Origin of the sequence: Undibacterium umbellatum (genome assembly GCF_014284125.1) — a bacterium.
GTDB classification, from domain to species: domain Bacteria; phylum Pseudomonadota; class Gammaproteobacteria; order Burkholderiales; family Burkholderiaceae_D; genus Undibacterium; species Undibacterium umbellatum.
The window spans coordinates 437,604-455,444 of record NZ_JACOFX010000002.1; the positions used below are offsets into that span (position 1 = coordinate 437,604).

At 50.4% G+C, this 17,841-nt stretch carries 17 protein-coding genes; 12 read left to right on the plus strand and 5 right to left on the minus strand.

What is annotated here, in order from left to right; genetic code table 11:
• The first annotated feature begins 53 nt into the window (after nucleotides 1-53).
• The 4 genes from H8L47_RS06430 to H8L47_RS06445 all read left to right on the plus strand — a co-directional run bounded on the left by H8L47_RS06430 (nucleotide 54) and on the right by H8L47_RS06445 (nucleotide 5,259).
• Nucleotides 54-1,976 (plus strand): PrkA family serine protein kinase, encoded by a 1,923-nt coding sequence (locus tag H8L47_RS06430; RefSeq protein WP_186952462.1) that lies wholly within the window; start codon nucleotides 54-56, stop codon nucleotides 1,974-1,976.
• Between the two features lie 56 nt (nucleotides 1,977-2,032).
• On the plus strand, nucleotides 2,033-3,304 hold the full coding sequence (locus H8L47_RS06435; RefSeq protein WP_186952464.1) for a YeaH/YhbH family protein: 1,272 nt from the start codon (nucleotides 2,033-2,035) through the stop codon (nucleotides 3,302-3,304).
• Nucleotides 3,301-4,854: a SpoVR family protein gene (locus tag H8L47_RS06440; RefSeq protein ID WP_370868671.1), complete on the plus strand. Its 1,554-nt coding sequence runs from the start codon at nucleotides 3,301-3,303 to the stop codon at nucleotides 4,852-4,854. Before H8L47_RS06435 ends, H8L47_RS06440 begins: the two co-directional genes overlap by 4 nt.
• 99 nt (nucleotides 4,855-4,953) lie before the next feature.
• Nucleotides 4,954-5,259, plus strand: a complete 306-nt coding sequence (locus H8L47_RS06445) for a hypothetical protein (protein WP_186952466.1) — start codon at nucleotides 4,954-4,956, stop codon at nucleotides 5,257-5,259.
• Nucleotides 5,260-5,312: 53 nt separating this feature from the next.
• On the opposite strand, the gene H8L47_RS06450 is transcribed toward H8L47_RS06445, so the two are convergent.
• The gene (locus H8L47_RS06450; RefSeq protein WP_186952468.1) at nucleotides 5,313-7,541 is read right to left on the minus strand and encodes a heavy metal translocating P-type ATPase; all 2,229 of its coding nucleotides are present in this window, start codon (nucleotides 7,539-7,541) and stop codon (nucleotides 5,313-5,315) included.
• A 172-nt stretch (nucleotides 7,542-7,713) separates the two neighbouring features.
• Here H8L47_RS06450 and cadR point away from each other — a divergent pair, with 172 nt between their 5' ends.
• A complete protein-coding gene (gene cadR, locus H8L47_RS06455; protein WP_186952470.1) occupies nucleotides 7,714-8,145 on the plus strand; it encodes a Cd(II)/Pb(II)-responsive transcriptional regulator in 432 nt (143 codons plus the stop codon).
• Between the two features lie 6 nt (nucleotides 8,146-8,151).
• On the opposite strand, the gene H8L47_RS06460 is transcribed toward cadR, so the two are convergent.
• Entirely contained in the window at nucleotides 8,152-8,835 is a 684-nt protein-coding gene (locus tag H8L47_RS06460; protein WP_230413614.1) for a MarC family protein, read from the minus strand.
• A gap of 174 nt (nucleotides 8,836-9,009) precedes the next feature.
• Between H8L47_RS06460 and H8L47_RS06465 the strand changes: the two genes are divergently transcribed.
• From H8L47_RS06465 to H8L47_RS06475, 3 genes are all read left to right on the plus strand, one after another.
• Entirely contained in the window at nucleotides 9,010-9,438 is a 429-nt protein-coding gene (locus H8L47_RS06465; protein ID WP_186952472.1) for a hypothetical protein, read from the plus strand.
• A 171-nt stretch (nucleotides 9,439-9,609) separates the two neighbouring features.
• Nucleotides 9,610-10,095 (plus strand): GNAT family N-acetyltransferase, encoded by a 486-nt coding sequence (locus H8L47_RS06470; protein WP_186952474.1) that lies wholly within the window; start codon nucleotides 9,610-9,612, stop codon nucleotides 10,093-10,095.
• 26 nt (nucleotides 10,096-10,121) lie between these two features.
• Nucleotides 10,122-10,481 carry a 5-carboxymethyl-2-hydroxymuconate Delta-isomerase gene (locus H8L47_RS06475; RefSeq protein ID WP_186952476.1) on the plus strand — a complete coding sequence of 120 codons (360 nt, stop codon included), beginning with the start codon at nucleotides 10,122-10,124 and terminating at the stop codon, nucleotides 10,479-10,481.
• A gap of 39 nt (nucleotides 10,482-10,520) precedes the next feature.
• On the opposite strand, the gene H8L47_RS06480 is transcribed toward H8L47_RS06475, so the two are convergent.
• A complete protein-coding gene (locus tag H8L47_RS06480) occupies nucleotides 10,521-12,824 on the minus strand; it encodes a TonB-dependent receptor (RefSeq protein WP_230413615.1) in 2,304 nt (767 codons plus the stop codon).
• A 106-nt stretch (nucleotides 12,825-12,930) separates the two neighbouring features.
• On the minus strand, nucleotides 12,931-13,311 hold the full coding sequence (locus tag H8L47_RS06485) for a DUF2946 family protein (protein ID WP_186952478.1): 381 nt from the start codon (nucleotides 13,309-13,311) through the stop codon (nucleotides 12,931-12,933).
• A 291-nt stretch (nucleotides 13,312-13,602) separates the two neighbouring features.
• On the opposite strand from H8L47_RS06485, the gene H8L47_RS06490 reads away from it, so the two are divergent.
• From H8L47_RS06490 to H8L47_RS06500, 3 genes are all read left to right on the plus strand, one after another.
• Entirely contained in the window at nucleotides 13,603-15,045 is a 1,443-nt protein-coding gene (locus tag H8L47_RS06490) for an APC family permease (RefSeq protein ID WP_186953092.1), read from the plus strand.
• A 54-nt stretch (nucleotides 15,046-15,099) separates the two neighbouring features.
• The gene (locus H8L47_RS06495) at nucleotides 15,100-15,588 is read left to right on the plus strand and encodes a CreA family protein (protein WP_186952479.1); all 489 of its coding nucleotides are present in this window, start codon (nucleotides 15,100-15,102) and stop codon (nucleotides 15,586-15,588) included.
• A 101-nt stretch (nucleotides 15,589-15,689) separates the two neighbouring features.
• On the plus strand, nucleotides 15,690-16,556 hold the full coding sequence (locus tag H8L47_RS06500; RefSeq protein ID WP_186952481.1) for an HDOD domain-containing protein: 867 nt from the start codon (nucleotides 15,690-15,692) through the stop codon (nucleotides 16,554-16,556).
• 45 nt (nucleotides 16,557-16,601) lie between these two features.
• On the opposite strand, the gene H8L47_RS06505 is transcribed toward H8L47_RS06500, so the two are convergent.
• Complete coding sequence (locus H8L47_RS06505) at nucleotides 16,602-16,796, minus strand: hypothetical protein (protein ID WP_186952483.1); 195 nt, start codon at nucleotides 16,794-16,796, stop codon at nucleotides 16,602-16,604.
• A 387-nt stretch (nucleotides 16,797-17,183) separates the two neighbouring features.
• On the opposite strand from H8L47_RS06505, the gene H8L47_RS06510 reads away from it, so the two are divergent.
• The gene (locus H8L47_RS06510) at nucleotides 17,184-17,828 is read left to right on the plus strand and encodes a TetR/AcrR family transcriptional regulator (protein ID WP_186952485.1); all 645 of its coding nucleotides are present in this window, start codon (nucleotides 17,184-17,186) and stop codon (nucleotides 17,826-17,828) included.
• Nucleotides 17,829-17,841 lie beyond the last annotated feature (13 nt).

Consider the following 17,841-nt stretch of genomic DNA (forward strand, 5'->3'; position numbering starts at 1 on the left):
TCGTCAGACCGGTTCGGTATTTGCATGTTTTCTGCTTATCCATGGAGGTCGGGATGAATATCTTTGACAACTACACCGCACGGTATGAACGGACTCGCGAAGAAGAGTATTCCATGCAGGAATACCTTGATCTTTGTAAAAGAGACCGTCTCGTCTATGCCAGTGCATCTGAACGCATGCTGGCAGCCATCGGTGAGCCAGAGCTGGTTGATACCCGGCATGACTCGCGGCTATCACGTATTTTTTCAAATAAGGTCATCAAGATCTATCCCGCTTTCCGTGAGTTTTATGGCATGGAAGAAGTGATAGAGCAGGTCGTTTCCTACTTCCGCCATGCAGCGCAAGGTCTGGAAGAACGCAAACAAATCCTGTATTTGCTAGGCCCTGTCGGTGGTGGTAAATCTTCCATCGCCGAAAGGTTAAAATTTTTGATGGAAAAAATCCCTTTTTATTGCATCAAGGGTTCACCAATCAATGAATCGCCTCTGGGTTTGTTCAACGAAGATGAGGACGGCGTTTTACTGGAAGAAGATTTCGGTATCCCGCGTCGTTATCTTAAAAACATACCCAGCCCCTGGGCCGTCAAGCGCCTGCATGAATTTAATGGTGACATCAACCAGTTCCGCGTCGTGCGGCGTTATCCCTCAGTCTTAAAACAGGTTGCGGTTTCAAAAACTGAACCAGGTGACGAGAATAATCAGGATATTTCCTCACTGGTGGGTAAGGTTGATATCCGCAAGCTCGAAGAATATGCGCAGGATGATCCTGACGCCTACAGCTACTCAGGTGGCTTGTGCCTGGCAAATCAGGGGCTGATGGAATTCGTCGAAATGTTCAAGGCCCCCATCAAGGTCTTGCACCCCTTATTGACAGCCACACAGGAAGGTAATTTCAAGGGTACTGAAGGTTTTGGTGCGATACCTTTTGAAGGCATCATCCTGGCTCACTCTAATGAGTCTGAATGGAAAACCTTTAAAAACAATAAAAACAACGAAGCCTTCCTTGACCGTATTTATATCGTCAAAGTACCGTATTGCCTGCGCGTCAACGATGAAATAAAAATCTACGAAAAACTGGTGCGTACTTCTTCACTGGCAGCTGCACCATGTGCCCCTGGCACCTTGAAAATGATGGCGCAATTTGCTGTGCTGTCGCGCCTGAAAGAACCAGAAAATTCCAGCATCTTCAGCAAGATGCAGGTGTATGACGGCGAAAACCTCAAGGATACCGATCCCAAGGCAAAATCTCGCCAGGAATATGCTGACTATGCTGGTGTCGACGAGGGCATGAATGGCCTGTCTACCCGCTTTGCCTTCAAGATTTTGTCCAAGGTATTTAACTTCGATAATACTGAAGTGGCTGCCAATCCCGTGCATTTGTTGTACGTGCTGGAGCAGCAGATAGAGCGTGAGCAATTTGCTCCAGAAATTGAGCAAAAATATGTTTCCTTCATTAAGGAATACATGGCGCAACGCTATGCCGAATTCATAGGCAAGGAAATTCAGACGGCCTATCTGGAGAGTTATTCAGAATATGGTCAGAATATCTTCGATCGCTATGTGACTTTTGCCGATTTTTGGATACAGGATCAGGAATTCCGTGACCCGGACACAGGTGAAAGTTTTGATCGCGATGCCCTGAATAATGAGCTGGAGAAAATAGAAAAACCAGCAGGTATTTCCAACCCTAAAGACTTCCGTAACGAGATCGTCAATTTCGTACTGAGGGCAAGGGCGCAGAATGCAGGCAAGAATCCAGCCTGGACAAGTTATGAAAAACTGCGTACGGTCATCGAGAAAAAAATGTTCTCGAATACGGAAGAGTTATTGCCTGTCATTTCCTTCAATGCCAAGGCCAGTGCAGACGACTCTAACAAGCATCAGGAATTTGTTGAACGCATGGTTGCCAAAGGATACACGGCCAAACAGGTACGCCTGCTATGTGAATGGTATCTGCGTGTCAGGAAATCTTCATAACTGATGCGTGGGTAGCAGAGTGGTGCAGGTATTTTCAGGGCAAACGGGAGAGCATTTTGGTTCATCTGATTGACCGGCGTGTCCAGGGTAAAAATAAATCTGCCCCGAATCGCGAACGCTTTTTGCGTCGCTATAAGGGGCAGATCAAAGAAGCTGTTGCCAGAGCGGTAAAGGGGCGTTCGATTACCGATATAGAAAGCGGCGAGCGCATATCCATACCTGTCAAGGATGTCAGCGAACCGACTTTTGGTCATGCCCATGGCGGAGTCTGGGAAGGTGTGCAGCCAGGTAATGAACAATACCAGCGCGGTGATCAGGTTGCGCGACCCAAGGGCGGTGGTGGTGGCTCGGGTAAAGGGCAGGGCGGCAATAGCGAAGACCCCAGTGAAGACGATTTCGTATTCCAGTTGTCGCGTGAAGAATTCATGAATTACTTCTTCGAAGACCTGGAATTGCCGAATATGGTCAAGACGCAATTGACCTCGACGACAGATTTCAAGAGCCAGCGTGCCGGGTACAAAACCTCGGGTACTGCATCGAGCCTGCATGTACTGCGTTCTCTGCGGGGGGCCATGGGCAGGCGGATAGCGGTCGGCGGTAAGTCTGCGCGTAGATTGAAAGATGCAGAATCAGAAATGACAGTCTTGCTGGAAGTCGGCGTGGATCCCAAAGACCCGCACTTCGTCGCACTGAAGCAGGAAATACATCATCTGCGTACCCGTTTGCTGGCGATTCCTTTTCTTGACCCTTTTGATCTGCGTTATAGCAATCGTGTCAAAGTCCCCAAGCCTGCCAGTCAGTGCGTGATGTTCTGTCTGCTCGATGTGTCCGGTTCTATGGATGAACAAAAGAAAGATACTGCGAAACGTTTCTTTATCTTGTTATACCTGTTTTTGACGCGGGCCTATGAAAAGATAGAAGTCGTCTTCATCCGCCATCATACGACGGCACTGGAAGTTGATGAAGAGGCTTTTTTCCATTCGCGTGAATCGGGCGGCACCATCGTTTCCTCTGCCCTGAATCTGCTTGCACAGATTGTTCGTGAGCGCTACGCAGCATCCGATTGGAATGTGTATGTGGCGCAGGCATCGGATGGCGATAACTGGGACAATGATTCTACCACTTGCAAGCAATTGCTCATCAACAGCATCATGCCGCTGGTGCAATATTATGCCTATGTAGAAATAACTGATGGTCAGCCGCAAAACCTGTGGCTGGAATATGAAAAAGTCGCCGAGCACCAAGCCCACTTTGCGATGCAAAAAATAGAAACACCGGCAGATATTTATCCGGTTTTTCGGGAACTGTTCAAGAAGCAGCCAAAATGAGGTCCTCCATGGAAAACGACCATGTCAGCACCAGAAAAAAACATGCACGCGCCTTGCCCGAACAATCAGAATGGACTTTTGAACTCATCGAGCAAGCGCATGAAGAAATACGACGGGTGGCCGAACAATTCGGTCTCGACACTTATCCAAATCAGTTGGAGATCATTACTGCTGAACAAATGATGGATGCCTATGCTTCAGTCGGCATGCCAGTGTCTTATAACCACTGGTCTTTCGGCAAGCATTTCCTGTCCACAGAAAAAAGTTACAAGCGTGGGCAAATGGGGCTGGCCTATGAGATAGTCATTAATTCCAACCCCTGTATTTCTTATCTCATGGAAGAAAACAGCCTGACCATGCAGGCGCTGGTGATCGCGCATGCAGCCTACGGACATAATTCCTTTTTCAAGGGCAATTACCTGTTCCGTACCTGGACTGATGCCGACGCCATCATTGATTACATGTTGTTTGCCAAAAATTATGTTGCCGATTGCGAACAGCGTTATGGCATGGAGGCAGTAGAGTTGATCATCGATTCTTGCCATGCCCTGCAAAATTATGGCGTGGACAGATATAAACGTCCCGCCCGCATTTCCCTGGCAGAAGAAAGGGAGCGGCAGGAAGACAGGGAAAAATATATACAGTCGCAAGTCAATGACTTGTGGCGCACCATACCGCGCCGTAATGAAGCGCCTGAGAGTCTGGCCAAGCAACGCTTTCCTTCCGAACCACAAGAAAACCTCCTGTACTTCATAGAAAAATATTCACCGTTGCTGGAACCTTGGCAACGTGAGATCGTCCGCATCATACGCAAGGTATCTCAGTATTTTTATCCGCAACGCCAGACCCAGGTCATGAATGAAGGCTGGGCCACTTTCTGGCATTACACCATACTGCAACAGCTATATGAAGAAGGTGTGGTTGGCGATGGTTTTATGATGGAATTTTTGCAAAGCCATACCAATGTGGTGTATCAGCCACCTGTGGGTAGCCGTTATTTCAATGGTATCAATCCCTATGCCCTGGGCTTTGCCATGATGCGGGATATCCGCCGCATTTGTGAAGACCCGACGCCAGAAGACCGCGAATGGTTCCCTGACTTTGCTGGTGCTGACTGGCAAAAAACCTTGCAATTTGCCATGCGCAATTTCAAGGATGAGAGCTTTATTGCGCAGTATTTATCACCGAAACTGATGCGTGACTTTCATTTCTTTTCCATACTGGATGATGACAGCAAAGACAAGTTGCTAATTTCGGCCATCCATGATGAGCATGGCTATCGTTACTTGCGTGAACAATTGGCAGGGCAATACAATCTCGGCAACCGGGAACCGAATATACAGGTGTGGTCGGTAGATATGCAGGGGGACAGGGCGTTGACTTTGCGCCATACCCAGTATTTGCGCCGCCCCCTGAATCCACAAACAGGTGAAATGCTCAAGCATGTAGCCAGATTATGGGGCTTTGATGTTTATCTGGAAACGGTCGATCCTGAGTCCAAGGTGCTGGCCAGGCAAGAATGTAAATGGGAAAAACGCAACAGACCCTGAGTTTTTCAGGCTAGCAGGGCAATGCCCCCAAATCCCGATAGCGACAGCGTGGTCTATCGGTTAGAATGAAAAACACCCATCAGAAGACGGAGATGCACCATGTATCTGGACCACCCAAAAATTTCTGCCACCAATAGCGAGACCGAGCCAGACCGCATAGAGCGTCTGAGCCGTGTTTATGGATATGCAATGGGGTTGGCCGATATTGATGGTAATACTGCATGCATCACCAAGTTGGCCAAGATTCACGACCACAAAGGCACATTGATGGTGATTTGGTATGAAGCTCCGACCCAGACAGAAAAGGCTTATTTCGTGCGTGCCTGGAATAGCCGCATCGGTGACGAGACTGAAATCGTCGAGCATGCGCTGATGCTGAATGAACCCATCTCCAATGCAGAGTAAATGAGCTGCCGGGAATGATTTTCATCATTCCCGCATTTTGCCCAAAATCGTCTTCAGGCTATTTTTTTGCTATTCAGCAAGCGCAAGCCATTCAATACCACGAGTACACTGGTGCCGGCATCAGCAAATACAGCCATCCACAGGCTGGCATGCCCTGTCAGTGCCAATCCAAAAAACACAAACTTGACTAGCAAGGCAAAGCTGATATTTTGCGTCAGAATGCTTGCGGTTCGTTGTGAGATACGGATCATTTCTGGCAGTTTGCGCAAATCGTCCTGCATGAAGGCGACATCTGCCGTTTCCAGCGCCGTATCGCTACCTGCAGCCATGGCAAAGCCTATGTCGGCACGCGCCAGGGCAGGGGCATCATTGATGCCATCGCCACACATGGCAGTCAAACCATTTTCGCCATATTTGTGTATGGCGGCCAGTTTTTCCGTGGGCAGCATCTGGCTCTGGAACTCGCTGATGCCAGCCTGGGTGGCAATGGCGGCTGCTGTTTTTGCATTGTCCCCTGTCAACATGACAGTTTTTATGCCCATGGCTTGCAACTCTGCCAGCGCGGCACGGCTATGTTCGCGTATTTGATCTGCCAGCGCCAGCAAGCCCAGCAATTGATTTCCCTGACAAAGAAACAGCACGGTATTTGCTGATGCTTCCAGTCTGCTTAGTTCTTGCTCCAAGGCAGCAGATGGTGTGTTGATTGCCTCTTTAGTTTGCAAGGCTTGCCACATGGCCTGGTTGCCCAGATGATAGGTGCTTCCATTGATCTGTCCGCTGACACCACGACCACGCCCCTCTTCGAACAGTTTGATATCCGAAGCTGCCAGCATTGGGCTCTTGCAGGCTTTCAACATGGCAGTTGCCAGCGGATGGCTGGAATGGGCGTCCAGGCTGGCGGCCAGGGTCAGTATGTCTTCAGCAGTTTGCGCGCTCAGGCTGATCGTTTCGGTAAGTTGCGGCTTGCCAGCAGTCAGGGTGCCGGTTTTATCAAAAGCGATGGTTTTTAAATGCCTTGCCTGCTCCAGGTACACACCACCTTTGATGACAATGCCACGTCTGGCAGCCAGTGCCAGGCCACTGACCACGGTGACCGGGGTAGAAATCACCAGAGCGCAGGGACAGGCAATGACTAGTAAAACCAGGGCGCGGTACAAGCTGTCATGCCAGCCATGTTGCAGCAGCAATGGCGGCACTACCGCGACCAGCAAGGCAATGACAAATACCACTGGCGTATAAATTGCTGCAAAGCGGTCGACAAAGCGCTGGGTGGGGGCGCGTTGGCCCTGCGCCTCTTGCACCGATTGTGCAATCCTGGCCAGCATGGTGGATGCCTGGACGGCTGTGACCTTGATTTGCAGCAAGCCGCTCTGATTCAGGCTGCCTGCATATACCAGATCACCCAGTTTTTTTTCAACTGGCATGCTTTCGCCTGTGATGGCAGCTTCATCGATACTGGACTGTCCAGTTTCTATGGTGCCATCGAGAGGCACTCTGTCACCAGGGCGTATTTGTATGCTTTGCCCCAGCGCGACGGTATCAGTTGCCACACTGAGCCAGCTACCATCTTGCTGTTGCAGCAAACTGGTTTCTGGCGCTTGCGAATGCAAGCCCTGGATAATATTGCGGGCGCGGCTCAGGCTGGCGGCTTCTATCAGTTCGGCGATGGCGAATAACCAGATCACCATGGCAGCTTCTGGCCATTGTCCTATGGCGGTTGCACCCAGGACCGCTGCCGTCATTAATAAATGGATATTCAGGCTAAAGTGACGCAAGGCTATCCAGCCTTTTTTCAGGGTGGGGATGCCGCAACTGAAGATGGTGCACAAGGCCAGCAAGGCAATGATGAGGGAGTTTTCGTCGCCGCTATACCAGCCCAGCATTTCTGCTGCGATGGCCGCTACACCGCCCAGGGCAACTGGCCAGTAATCCAGCCAGGTATGTGCGGGTGAGCCTGCACCTTGTATTATTGCGGGTTGTTCGCCATTGAGAACGATGCCTTGCATGCCTGTACCTGCCAGGCGCTGCTGGATGGCGACAAGCTCAGCTGCTTCATGGTGTACAGTCAATACCCGGTTGATCAAGTCAAATTCCAGCTCCAGCACACCAGGCAGAGAAGTCAGGGCCTTGCGTATCAGGGCTTCTTCTGTGGGGCAATCCATTTGCTCGATTTTCAGCCTTAGTTTGCTGGTATTTGCCGGCAACACTGGTGCCATAGCACTTGCTTTGACGGGAGTTTTTTCATGATCTTGATGGCTGCAACAGGTATTTTTTTCAGACATTTGCATCTCTCAGCGATAGTTTACAATGAGTGTAAACTGTGGAGTCACTACAGGGTCAAGAATAATTTCAGCTGCAATTCAGCAGCAGCTAATTTGCAAATAAGTAGCAAGTAAGTTGTAGCAAGTAAGCTGGATGAAACCAGTATCATCGCCCATTTTAAACGGAGTAAGCATGCGCATCAGTGAACTGGCTAACGCAACTGGCGTTGAGATAGAAACGATACGGTTTTATGAAAAACAGGGCTTGCTGCCGGAGCCGGCACGTCAGGAGAACGGCTATCGCTGCTATACCCCGGCCCATTTGGAGCGACTGTCTTTCATACGCCATTGCCGCGCTTTGGATATTCCTTTGGCCGATATCAAACGGCTGGTCACCTTTATTTCCAGCCCATTGGAAGACTGCGGTGATATTAACCACTTGATTGACCAGCAAATCAGCCGTGTCAAGGCCAGGCTGAAAAGCATGCGCGCTTTGGAGAAACAATTAACACAACTGCGTGCCCGTTGTGATGAGCAGCATCAAGGGCAGGAATGCGGCATTTTGCATGAGCTGGTGGCCGCAGCACATGGCGAAGCTTGTGCCTGCCATGCGCCGGGTAAATGAGTGGTTTTAGCGGAGTTTCAAATCTCCCAGCAAATCGGAAACACCAGCCCAGCCAATTTCTATACCTATGCATAACAAAATAAAGGCGGACAGGCGCAGCAGCACGATGGCGCCGACATCGCCCAGCATTCTTTCCATATTGCGGGCAAAGCGATAGCAGAGATAAATCACCAGGCTGGTCAACAAGACGCCTAACAAAGAAGCAACTCCGGTAATGATCCAGTCTACGGGTTTGTGTGGCATCTGCGTGCCCAGGGTGACCGAGGCAGCAATGGTGCCTGGCCCCACAGTCAGCGGGAAACTGAATGGGTAAAAGCTGCGCTTGCGCAGTTCTTCCCTGCTCCAGGTGCCACCGTGCGAGGCTGCAACAGAATTGCGCAAATTGTCCTGCCCCTGGTCATTCAATAATTTCCAGCCCGCCATGGCGACCACGACACCGCCAGCAACCCTGACAATGGGCAGGGAAATGCCAAAAAAATCCAGCACGTACGAACCGACGAAAATGGCACCGATAAGCAGGAAAAAGCAATTCAAGGCGATACGTTTTGCCAGGCGGTTGGCCAGAGGTGGTTCTAGCGGCCCGGTCATGGATAAAAAGATAGGGGCGATGGCAATGGGGTTCAGAATGGGTAGCAAGGTGATCGGGACTACGATCAGGGCCTTGAAAAAAATGATCATTGTGATGCTCATGCTTGCTCCTTGAATATAGGCTAATGATTATGCATCAGAAATTCAGCAGCGGCGACTACCTGACATGAGTTCCACATACAAATCGATACTTTTCGTGGGTATTCAATTTTATATAGACGGTGTACACTTGATTAGCTTTTTAGGAAACATATTAATTAAAATACAGGAGAAAGTATGAAGTCTTTGTTCAGAGTCGCTGCACTTTCCACACTTGGTGTGACTTTACTTGGTGCTTGCCAAATGGCGCCTTTATCTTACCTGAATGGCAATCCTGATCGGCCTTTACCCAACCATGAATATCCAGTGCACATAGTCTCTGTGGATCAGACATCGTATCTGACAGGACCAGTTCAAGTTGCGCCAGGTAAACATGTCATCACTGTCCAGCTTAGCTCTTCCCAGTCCCGTGCACCATCACAGAAAACTCTGGTCCTGGATGTGATGCCATGCACTCGCTACTACATTACAGCAAAAAAAGACTCCATCATGGAGAGTAAATGGGAGCCTAAAGTATTCGACTCTGAAAATGTCGGTGGTTGCAATGTGGAAGATGAACTTAAGAAAGCACGTAGTTCCAGTGTGGTGGTTGCCTCCAGATCATAATACCTGCACTTCTATCCTGAGTCGTACACGTTTTTGGGCCAGCTTGCCCAGAAACGGCGGTGTGGCTCAGGTTTCTCTTTTTGCTTTCCCGCGCATAAAAAGCCGTGCCATGCATTTGTCCCAGTATTTGCTTAGAATGTGACAACAGCCATCACATGTTTTTAATGCGCAATGAGTTTACGTTTTTCTCCCTTACTTCCCCAGCATCAGGATTTGCTCTGGAATTTCTTGCATATCGCCTTGTGGGATCCACCACCCGCAGGTTTGCGCCCGCTGGAAACTTTGCAACTGCCACCGATCCGCATCTATGCTGAAAACTGGGGCCGTGCCAGTGATCTTGGTGTCATTGCACACATTGAGCGAGAAGAAAATCCCATAGGCGCTTGCTGGATGCGTCTGTTGCCGGATGGCATGGGCCTGGCCTATATTGATGAGCACACACCGCAATTGGGTATCGCGCTCTTGCCTGCTTATCAGCACATGGGTTTTGGTAAAGTCATGATGCTGGCGGCGCTGGATGCGGCGCGTCAACGGGGCGTTAAGCAAGTTTCATTAACCGTGCATCCACAAAATCCGGCAGCAGGAATGTATTCCTCTTGCGGTTTTGTGCAAACCGGAATCAGAAATTCTTATCTGCTCATGCAGGTCAAGTTATAAACATAGTTGAAAAAGAAAGAAAAAACATGCCTCATCTGACCGTGGAATATTCGAGTAATCTCCCCCTGCAAGCCAAGGAATTACTCTTGCAAATCAATACGTCCTTAGTAGAAACGCGTCATTTTCAGGAGGTCGATATCAAGAGCAGGGCGATCCGCTTTGATGATGTAGTCGTCGGTACTGCGCCTGCTGAGCGCGCTTTTTTGCATGCCAAACTGGCGATATTGAAAGGACGCAGCACTGAGGTGAAACGCGAATTGTCAGAGCGCGTACTGGCCGTCATTCAAGCTGCACATGTCTGGCCGCAGGGGCTGGATGTGCAGCTTTGTGTCGAGATACTTGAGATCGATAAGGAAACTTATGCGAAGGCGCATTTAGGCAATTAGACGCCGATTGCCGAAACGCACCTTCAATTTCTTGCGAGTTTAAAAATCAAACTTTAATTCACCGACTACTGTGCGTTGCGTGTAGGGGTGGAAGGCCCAGTATTTTTTGTTGTTCAGATTGTCTATCCCTATAGAGGCTGCCCATTGCCTGGCCAGTTGATAGCGCAAACGTACATCGGCCACCACAAAGCTGGAAAAACCCTGGTAAGTAAAGGCATTGCTGTCACTATTGTCGAGTGAGCCGTATTGCTTGCCGCTATAGCGCAGACCCAGGGTGGTGCTCAGCTTTTCATCTGCTCGGTAGCTAATGACAAAATTGGCGCGCCAGGCGGGTACGCGTGGTTGCCATTTACCTACACTGATGGGGAACTTGTCATTCCGGGTAATTTCGGAGTTGGCATAGGTCAGGCTGGCCGCCAGATCCAGGCCTCGGGAGTAGACATCGCTGGCCTGATAGGCAAGTTCCAGCCCTGTTGTATGGATTTCATCCACATTCTGGATGTTGGTCACATTCGGCGTGACCATGGTATTTACTTGTGAATACAGGGCGTCTCTGGTCCTCTCGTGGAACAGGGTAGTACGTAAAAAGCCCTTGCCTTCATTCAATACCCTTTCAGCCGTCCATTCCATGGTCCAGGATTTTTCTGGCTTCAGGTTGGGATCATTGTTGACGATGGCCGTAGTGGAAATGCTGCCTTGATACAGTTCTGACACTGTAGGCATACGCACCGCACGCCCGGCCGATGCTTTCAACGTCCAGTCTTCATTGGCCTTGTAGGCAATTGCTGCTTTTGGCGAGAAATAGTTTTCCTCGCGTGTGGCAAAGGGCAGGGTGGAGGTGGCGTTTGAAATCGCCCCCTGATCTGCTTGCCATTGTTCAAAACGGCCGCCGATGATGGCTTTCCATGCAGGGCTGATACGCCAGGCATCCTGCGCATACAGGCTTTGCAATTGGGTATTACCCTGGAAAGCTGAGAAGCGCTTGAGTGCTCCGCCATTCATCCAGTCATTGGTATCGGATACCTGGGTGCGCATTTGATAGGCTTCGCGCTGATAACCAAATTCTGCCGTGTGCTCAGTATTTGGACGCCAGATGCCTTTCAAAGCCAGAGTGTTCCAGCCCGTGCCTGCACCGTCAGTAATGCGGCCAGCGCCACCGGTATCTGCCTGCGGAATCGCAACCGTAGGGGAGCGGGCGATATCCTTGCTGTAGTCATACAGACTGGCCGCCACTTCCCAGTCAAATACGCCCTTGGTATTGCTTTTCAGGTTAAGGCCGTGGGTGATATGTTCGAGCTGGTTTTTGCTGTTAGCCATATCGGTCGGGGCCAGGGTATATTTTTTGCCTGCGATATTGATATCGCCGCTATAGACCGCATTGCCCGCTGCATCGCGCAGATAGCTTTCGACTCCACTATTCATGTTGTTGCGCCAATAACCCAAGGTGTAACTGGCGCGCAAGGTCGGGCTGATGTCATAGGCCAGCTTGATTTTCGCGTGATCTTGCGTGGTACGGTATTGGCCAGTGGCACCCAGTATCCACCAGTCCAGACCTTGTGGATTTTTGTCGGCAATCGCACCCGTCACAGCTTTGCCCGCATTGCTACTGACACCTGCTGAGGCCAGTTTGTTGGCAAAGGCAATAGGGTGGCCATCGCTATCGAGCTGGTTCACATTCAACCACCATGAGAACGCACCTTGTTTGTTGCCCAGGCTAGCGCTGAGTTGCTTGCCGCTATAGCTTTTGTCTGTGCCATATTGCTGGAAGTTTTCGCCAAAGCCTACCAGCTTGGCATGTGCTTCAAACTGCCTGGGCATGCGTGTCACATAATCGACCACAGCACCGACGGAATTGCCCGCATAGGCAGCTGAAAAAGGGCCATACAATACATCCACCCTGTCGATTTCTTCTGGTGTCACCAGGCCCCAACGCGGCGTGAAGCTAGCTCCATTACCCAACAGGTTAGACAGCAAGATGCCATCGGCATACACCATGGAGCGTGCGCTGTTGCCTGTGCCAGATGCGCGCGTCGCCAGCACTGCATGGTTGTAGTCGCCGACATAGCGCTTGCGAACCAGCAGGCTAGGCAGGTATTTCAGGGCATCTTCTGCATCAATGGCATTGATGGTCTGCTCCATGGTCCTGGCGTTGATGCCCTCGATAGTGGTCGGTATTTCCTTGGGCAGGGAGGACGGTCGGTTGCCATTGATGATGACATGCTCGGCAGTGCTGGTGTTTTCTATGGTTTCGCTGGCCTGCACGTAAGCAGGTAGAAATGGGAAGGCGGCTGCCATGGCAGCCACCAGTGCGCGCAAACGCACTGAGCGTAAAGAATTCGACATAAAGATAATCTAAAAAATTGGAGCGCATGCAAATGCGCGATGCATGCCTGATAGCACTGGACACAGATATGTCACAGGCATGGCAAGCTTAAATAAAATCGGTTTTTTAGATGGAAGGAGGCCCGCGTGCGGGGAGTGGGGCAGCTACAATAGACGCCAGGCGTGCCGCTGGGATGGAACGCGTAGCGTAGGACAGGGCGTGTGGTGCTGCAAAAACAGTAGTTTGCGGGAAGTCGGCAGGTAAACTGGCAGCCAGGCACATGGGGCAATCCAGCAAATGCATCATGCTCTTGCCAGTCTCTTTGACACCATCTCCGTCAGCTTTGATGACCTTATAGCCGGTGCTGGTACAAATCAAATTCATGCCCTGTTCACCGGATTTTACCGCGGAAGATGCCTTGGCGACACCCAGCGTCAGTACATACATGAGCAGTACTGCGCGCACCAGGTGGCGAAAACACGACAGGGAAATGCGGTGGGCGGACATGGGGCGGCATTGTATCACCCTTCTGTTCTGCTACAAATTCGCTGTTGGAAGTCAGGAAAAATAAGCGAACTGACATCTAATTCGGCATATTTGGGGCTATCATGGCGATTTTCGGGGCGAGCCTGAGCTGGGCCACAGAATGGCAGACAGCAAAATCCAGACTTCAGAGTCAGGATGATTTCTGGCATCAGCCCCCTTAGTTAACAGCTATTAACAGCTAGTAGGTCAACACGCCCTAGACGGCCATAAGCAGAAGGATAGATCTTGAGACAAGTTAGCCTGGGTCAACAAATGACCCGTACCAAGCCCATAGACCATAGTGAACAGGTGACAGATGATCAGGGCCATAGCCTGCATCGATCGCTGGGATTGTTTTCCCTGACCATGATAGGCGTCGGTTCTACCATCGGTACCGGTATTTTTTTCACCATGGTAGAAGCTGTGCCCAAGGCTGGCCCTTCGGTTATTTTGTCTTTCATCATAGCTGCAATTACAGCTGGTTTGACTGCCTTGTGTTATTCCGAGTTGTCTTCCCGTATCCCGGCATCCGGTTCTTCTTATTCCTATGCCTATGCAACAGTCGGTGAATTTGGCGCCTTCATCGTTGCTGCTTGTCTGTTGCTTGAATATGGTCTTGCAGCAAGTGCTACGGCGATAGGCTGGTCGGCATATCTGAATAATTTCCTGACCAATGCCTTGGGCTGGCAAATACCGGAGATGTTACGTTCGCCCATGATAGTCGCAGGTGTCAATGGGGTCGAATTCCATGCTGGACAATTCAATTTGCCACCCATGATCCTGGTTGCCATATGCTGCATACTGCTGTTGCGTGGCGCCAAGGAGTCGGCCGCAGTGAATGCAGTCATGGTGATCATCAAGCTGCTTATCTTGACTTTCTTTGCCATCGTCGCGTTTTCCGGTTTTAATGCCGAGCATTTCACTCCCTTCTTTAATACTGACAACAGCAAGGGGCTGGCTGGTATGGCGGGTGTAACTGCGGCTGCCGGTACGGTATTCTTTTCCTTTATCGGTCTTGATACCGTGGCAACGGCGGGTGCAGAAGTCAAAGACCCCAAGCGTAATGTGCCGCTGGGTATCATGGCGGCACTGATCGTTGTGACCGTGTTTTATTTGCTGGTAGCGGTTGCGGCTGTTGGTGCTCAGCCAGCCAAGATGTTTCAAGGTCAGGAAGCTGGCCTGGCAGTGATCTTGCAAAATGTCACAGGCAAAGCCTGGCCCGCATTGATCTTGTCTGCAGGTGCAGTGATCTCGGTATTCAGCGTGACCCTGGTAACCATCTACGGCCAAAGCCGGATTTTGTTTGCCATCAGCAAAGATGGTTTGATCCCCAGTTCTTTCCAGCGTGTGCATGCCCGCACCCGTACACCTGTCAGCAATACCATCATGGTTTGCGTGCTGGTGGGCATAGTCGCTGGCCTGGTTGACTCGACCTTCCTGTGGGATATGGTCAGCATGGGCACCCTGGTTGCGTTCATGGTGGTATCGGTTGCCGTGCCTGTCATCCGCAGGCAAAAACTGGGCGAGGGTGCAGGTGGTTTCCGTGTACCTTTTGGTCCTTACCTGATACCGGGCTTGAGCATATTGGCTTGCTTGTATATCCTGAAGGACTTGTCGGCCACTACTTACCATGTATTCTTTATCTGGATGGCAGTTGCAATTGCAATATATTTCCTGTACAGCAAAGCCCATTCACACTTGAATAAACAACAATAAGCCTGATCTTCCTGAGGCGCCCGGCTTGGGCGCCTCCAGTAAAAGAGCGAGATTATGAAACTGTTACCACTGAAATTTGCCGCCGTCGCTGTCTTCAGCGCATTTTCTGCATGCAGCCTCACGGCACAAGCAGAAAATATAGGTAGTGTAGATACTGCATTTAAACTCATAGGCCCCGACCATAAGGTCGTGATAGAAGCCTATGATGATCCCAAAGTGAATGGTGTAACCTGTTACATATCACGAGCAAAAACGGGCGGCATCTCAGGTGGCCTGGGTCTGGCAGAAGACAAGTCTGACGCCTCAATCGCCTGCCGCCAGGTTGGCCCTATTAGTTTCACCGGGCCTCTGAAACAGCAGGACGAAGTATTCAACCAGAGCCTGTCCATCCTGTTCAAAAAACTGCGCATCGTCCGTATGGTGGATCAAAAACGCAACGCTTTAGTGTATTTAACATATTCTGACAAATTGATAGAAGGGTCACCTAAGAATAGCGTGACCGCTGTTCCTGTTGATCGCAGTACCCCCATACCCATCAAATAACTGGCGATGCTGGGACGGGAATTATGCGCAGGTTTTTCTATACAGCAATCAATTACGCTTACAATGTGATTTATAAGCGTAATTTCCCCTAGCGTACCATTATGACAAGCACCGCCGCAGCTCCCAAGCTGACCACTGAACAATCCGTAGATGCACTTATCAAGACGATACGCATCCCGCCACGCCCCAGCTTGTTGGCTGACGTACAGGCGGAGTTGGCGGCAGATGACCCAGATCCCCGCAGGCTGACCAATATCATTGCTAATGATGTGGCCATGTCAGCTTCCTTATTGAAACTTGCCAATTCATCTTTCTTTGGTCTGCGGCTGAAGGCCAAATCGGTTGAGCACGCAGTGAATTTATTGGGGATTACCCAGTGCGGTAATCTGATGACAGGCATAATTGCCAGGCAAAGCATACAGATTGAGAAAATCTCCCTGGTCAAATTCTGGGACTTTTCTACCAAGCGCGCCCAGGCCATGACGCAGTTGGCGAGACGCTTGCGCGTATGTCCGCCTGATCAAGCGCATACTTTTGGCCTGTTTTGCGATATAGGAATACCTTTGTTGCTGGAACGTTTTCCCGATTATGCAGAGACGCTGGAGTTGGCCAACCAGGAAGCGCAGGATACTTTTACAGCAGTAGAAGACCATCGTCACGCCACTTCGCATACCGCCATAGGTTCACTGATGGCGCGCACCTGGGGGTTACCTGAGAGTGTGTCGCTGGCCATACTCTTGCATCACGACTACAGTGTGCTCAATGACCCAAATACCGACGAATCAGTCAAAAGCCTGATTGCCCTGGCATTAATAGCTGAATATGGAATACAAAAATACCATGGGCAAGAGTTTTCTTGCGAATGGGAAAAGGGTGGCGGAGCCGCCTGCGAGTTTTTGGGTTTGTCTGCCGATGAAGTGGACGACAGATTTGAAGAGTTGCATGAGTTATTCAATCACGCGCATTGACCAGATTTTGCGTTTGGCCGCTAACTTCTAAAAAGCCGTCCAGATTCATGGACGGCTTTTTAACAAATTGGCAGGCAACATCAAGATGGCCCGCAAAAATTCAAACACACCACTCACCGCTATTCCCAGCAGGCGGAAGGGCAGGAGCAATAGCCATACCAGTGGATACAGCACCAGTGCCAGTATGGCTACAGGCCAGCAGAGCACAAACAAGATAATCCAGATCAGAAAGCCTAGCATGGGTTGTCCTTAAGCGATGATGACGCGCACCAGGCTGCTCAGGATGACCAGTGCGATGGTAGCGAGGACAACACCGTCCATGTTTGCTGTGATGTTCATGATATTTCCTTTCAATTCGGGTGGGAGTGATTCCACTGTAGATTGCAACCATGCAGGCCGCCAGCCGCAAGCGACGAAGTGCAATTTTCTAGTATCGGAATGCGTTTGCAGCGGATGAAATGAGGGCGATATTTATTGCAGCGGACTATGCTTCGCAGGGGCTGCATTGCTTCATTTTTTAAAAAACAAGCATTTGCCAAGATTTCAAAAAACGCTTGACTTAGCTCTTGCACGCCCGCAAACTTCAATTATTAGTCAACTGAATAATAACTGTTAGAGATAGAAAAAATGGCACGACCATCCCAACAGCTCGATGAAGTTTTATTGCAAAGTGGCCGCGCCTTGTTTGCCCAGCATGGCTGCGGTGGCTTGTCCCTGCGCATGCTGGCTGAACATGCGGGGGTGAATGTAGGCATGTTTCATTACCACTTCAAAAACAAAGACAATTTCCTGACCCAGTTGCTGCAGACCATGTATGAGGAAGTGTTCGCGCAACTACAGGCGGAAGTTAATCACGAAGGCTCGCCTGTACAGCGTCTGCGCGAAGCTCTTTGTTTGTTGGGGCGTTTATTGCGTGAGCATGGTAGCTGGATAGGGCGGGTCTGGGCAGATGCTGCCCAGGGTGAAAAAGTCGCCAGGCAGTTTCTCGAAAAGAATGGCGCACGCCACGTAATACTGATCACCGGCTTGCTGATGCAAGCCATGCAGGCCGGTGAGATAGCCGTGGCACAGCCTACCCATGCTTTGGCGTTTTTGATGGGGAGTATCGCCGCCCCCATGGTCATCGTTCCGCGAGCACTGGACATGGGCTTTGTCCCGGCCATATTGCAAGAACCCTTGAGCCAGGTGTTAAGCGATGCCGCCATTGCCGACCGCGTCAGCCGTGCCCTGTATGCCCTGGCTGCAACGAATGAGGAGTTACACCGTGCATAGAAAATTCAAATTG

Bases quoted from the DNA above. Each gene is read 5' to 3' on its own strand.
- H8L47_RS06490 (WP_186953092.1), top strand. From the start codon at position 13,603: ATGACCCGTACCAAGCCCATAGACCATAGTGAACAGGTGACAGATGAT.
- H8L47_RS06440 (WP_370868671.1), top strand. From the start codon at position 3,301: ATGAGGTCCTCCATGGAAAACGACCATGTCAGCACCAGAAAAAAACAT.
- H8L47_RS06460 (WP_230413614.1), bottom strand. From the start codon at position 8,835: ATGAGCATCACAATGATCATTTTTTTCAAGGCCCTGATCGTAGTCCCG.
- H8L47_RS06510 (WP_186952485.1), top strand. From the start codon at position 17,184: ATGGCACGACCATCCCAACAGCTCGATGAAGTTTTATTGCAAAGTGGC.
- H8L47_RS06500 (WP_186952481.1), top strand. From the start codon at position 15,690: ATGACAAGCACCGCCGCAGCTCCCAAGCTGACCACTGAACAATCCGTA.
- H8L47_RS06475 (WP_186952476.1), top strand. From the start codon at position 10,122: ATGCCTCATCTGACCGTGGAATATTCGAGTAATCTCCCCCTGCAAGCC.
- cadR (WP_186952470.1), top strand. From the start codon at position 7,714: ATGCGCATCAGTGAACTGGCTAACGCAACTGGCGTTGAGATAGAAACG.
- H8L47_RS06430 (WP_186952462.1), top strand. From the start codon at position 54: ATGAATATCTTTGACAACTACACCGCACGGTATGAACGGACTCGCGAA.
- H8L47_RS06465 (WP_186952472.1), top strand. From the start codon at position 9,010: ATGAAGTCTTTGTTCAGAGTCGCTGCACTTTCCACACTTGGTGTGACT.
- H8L47_RS06505 (WP_186952483.1), bottom strand. From the start codon at position 16,796: ATGCTAGGCTTTCTGATCTGGATTATCTTGTTTGTGCTCTGCTGGCCT.
- H8L47_RS06480 (WP_230413615.1), bottom strand. From the start codon at position 12,824: ATGTCGAATTCTTTACGCTCAGTGCGTTTGCGCGCACTGGTGGCTGCC.
- H8L47_RS06470 (WP_186952474.1), top strand. From the start codon at position 9,610: ATGAGTTTACGTTTTTCTCCCTTACTTCCCCAGCATCAGGATTTGCTC.
- H8L47_RS06450 (WP_186952468.1), bottom strand. From the start codon at position 7,541: ATGTCTGAAAAAAATACCTGTTGCAGCCATCAAGATCATGAAAAAACT.
- H8L47_RS06445 (WP_186952466.1), top strand. From the start codon at position 4,954: ATGTATCTGGACCACCCAAAAATTTCTGCCACCAATAGCGAGACCGAG.
- H8L47_RS06485 (WP_186952478.1), bottom strand. From the start codon at position 13,311: ATGTCCGCCCACCGCATTTCCCTGTCGTGTTTTCGCCACCTGGTGCGC.
- H8L47_RS06495 (WP_186952479.1), top strand. From the start codon at position 15,100: ATGAAACTGTTACCACTGAAATTTGCCGCCGTCGCTGTCTTCAGCGCA.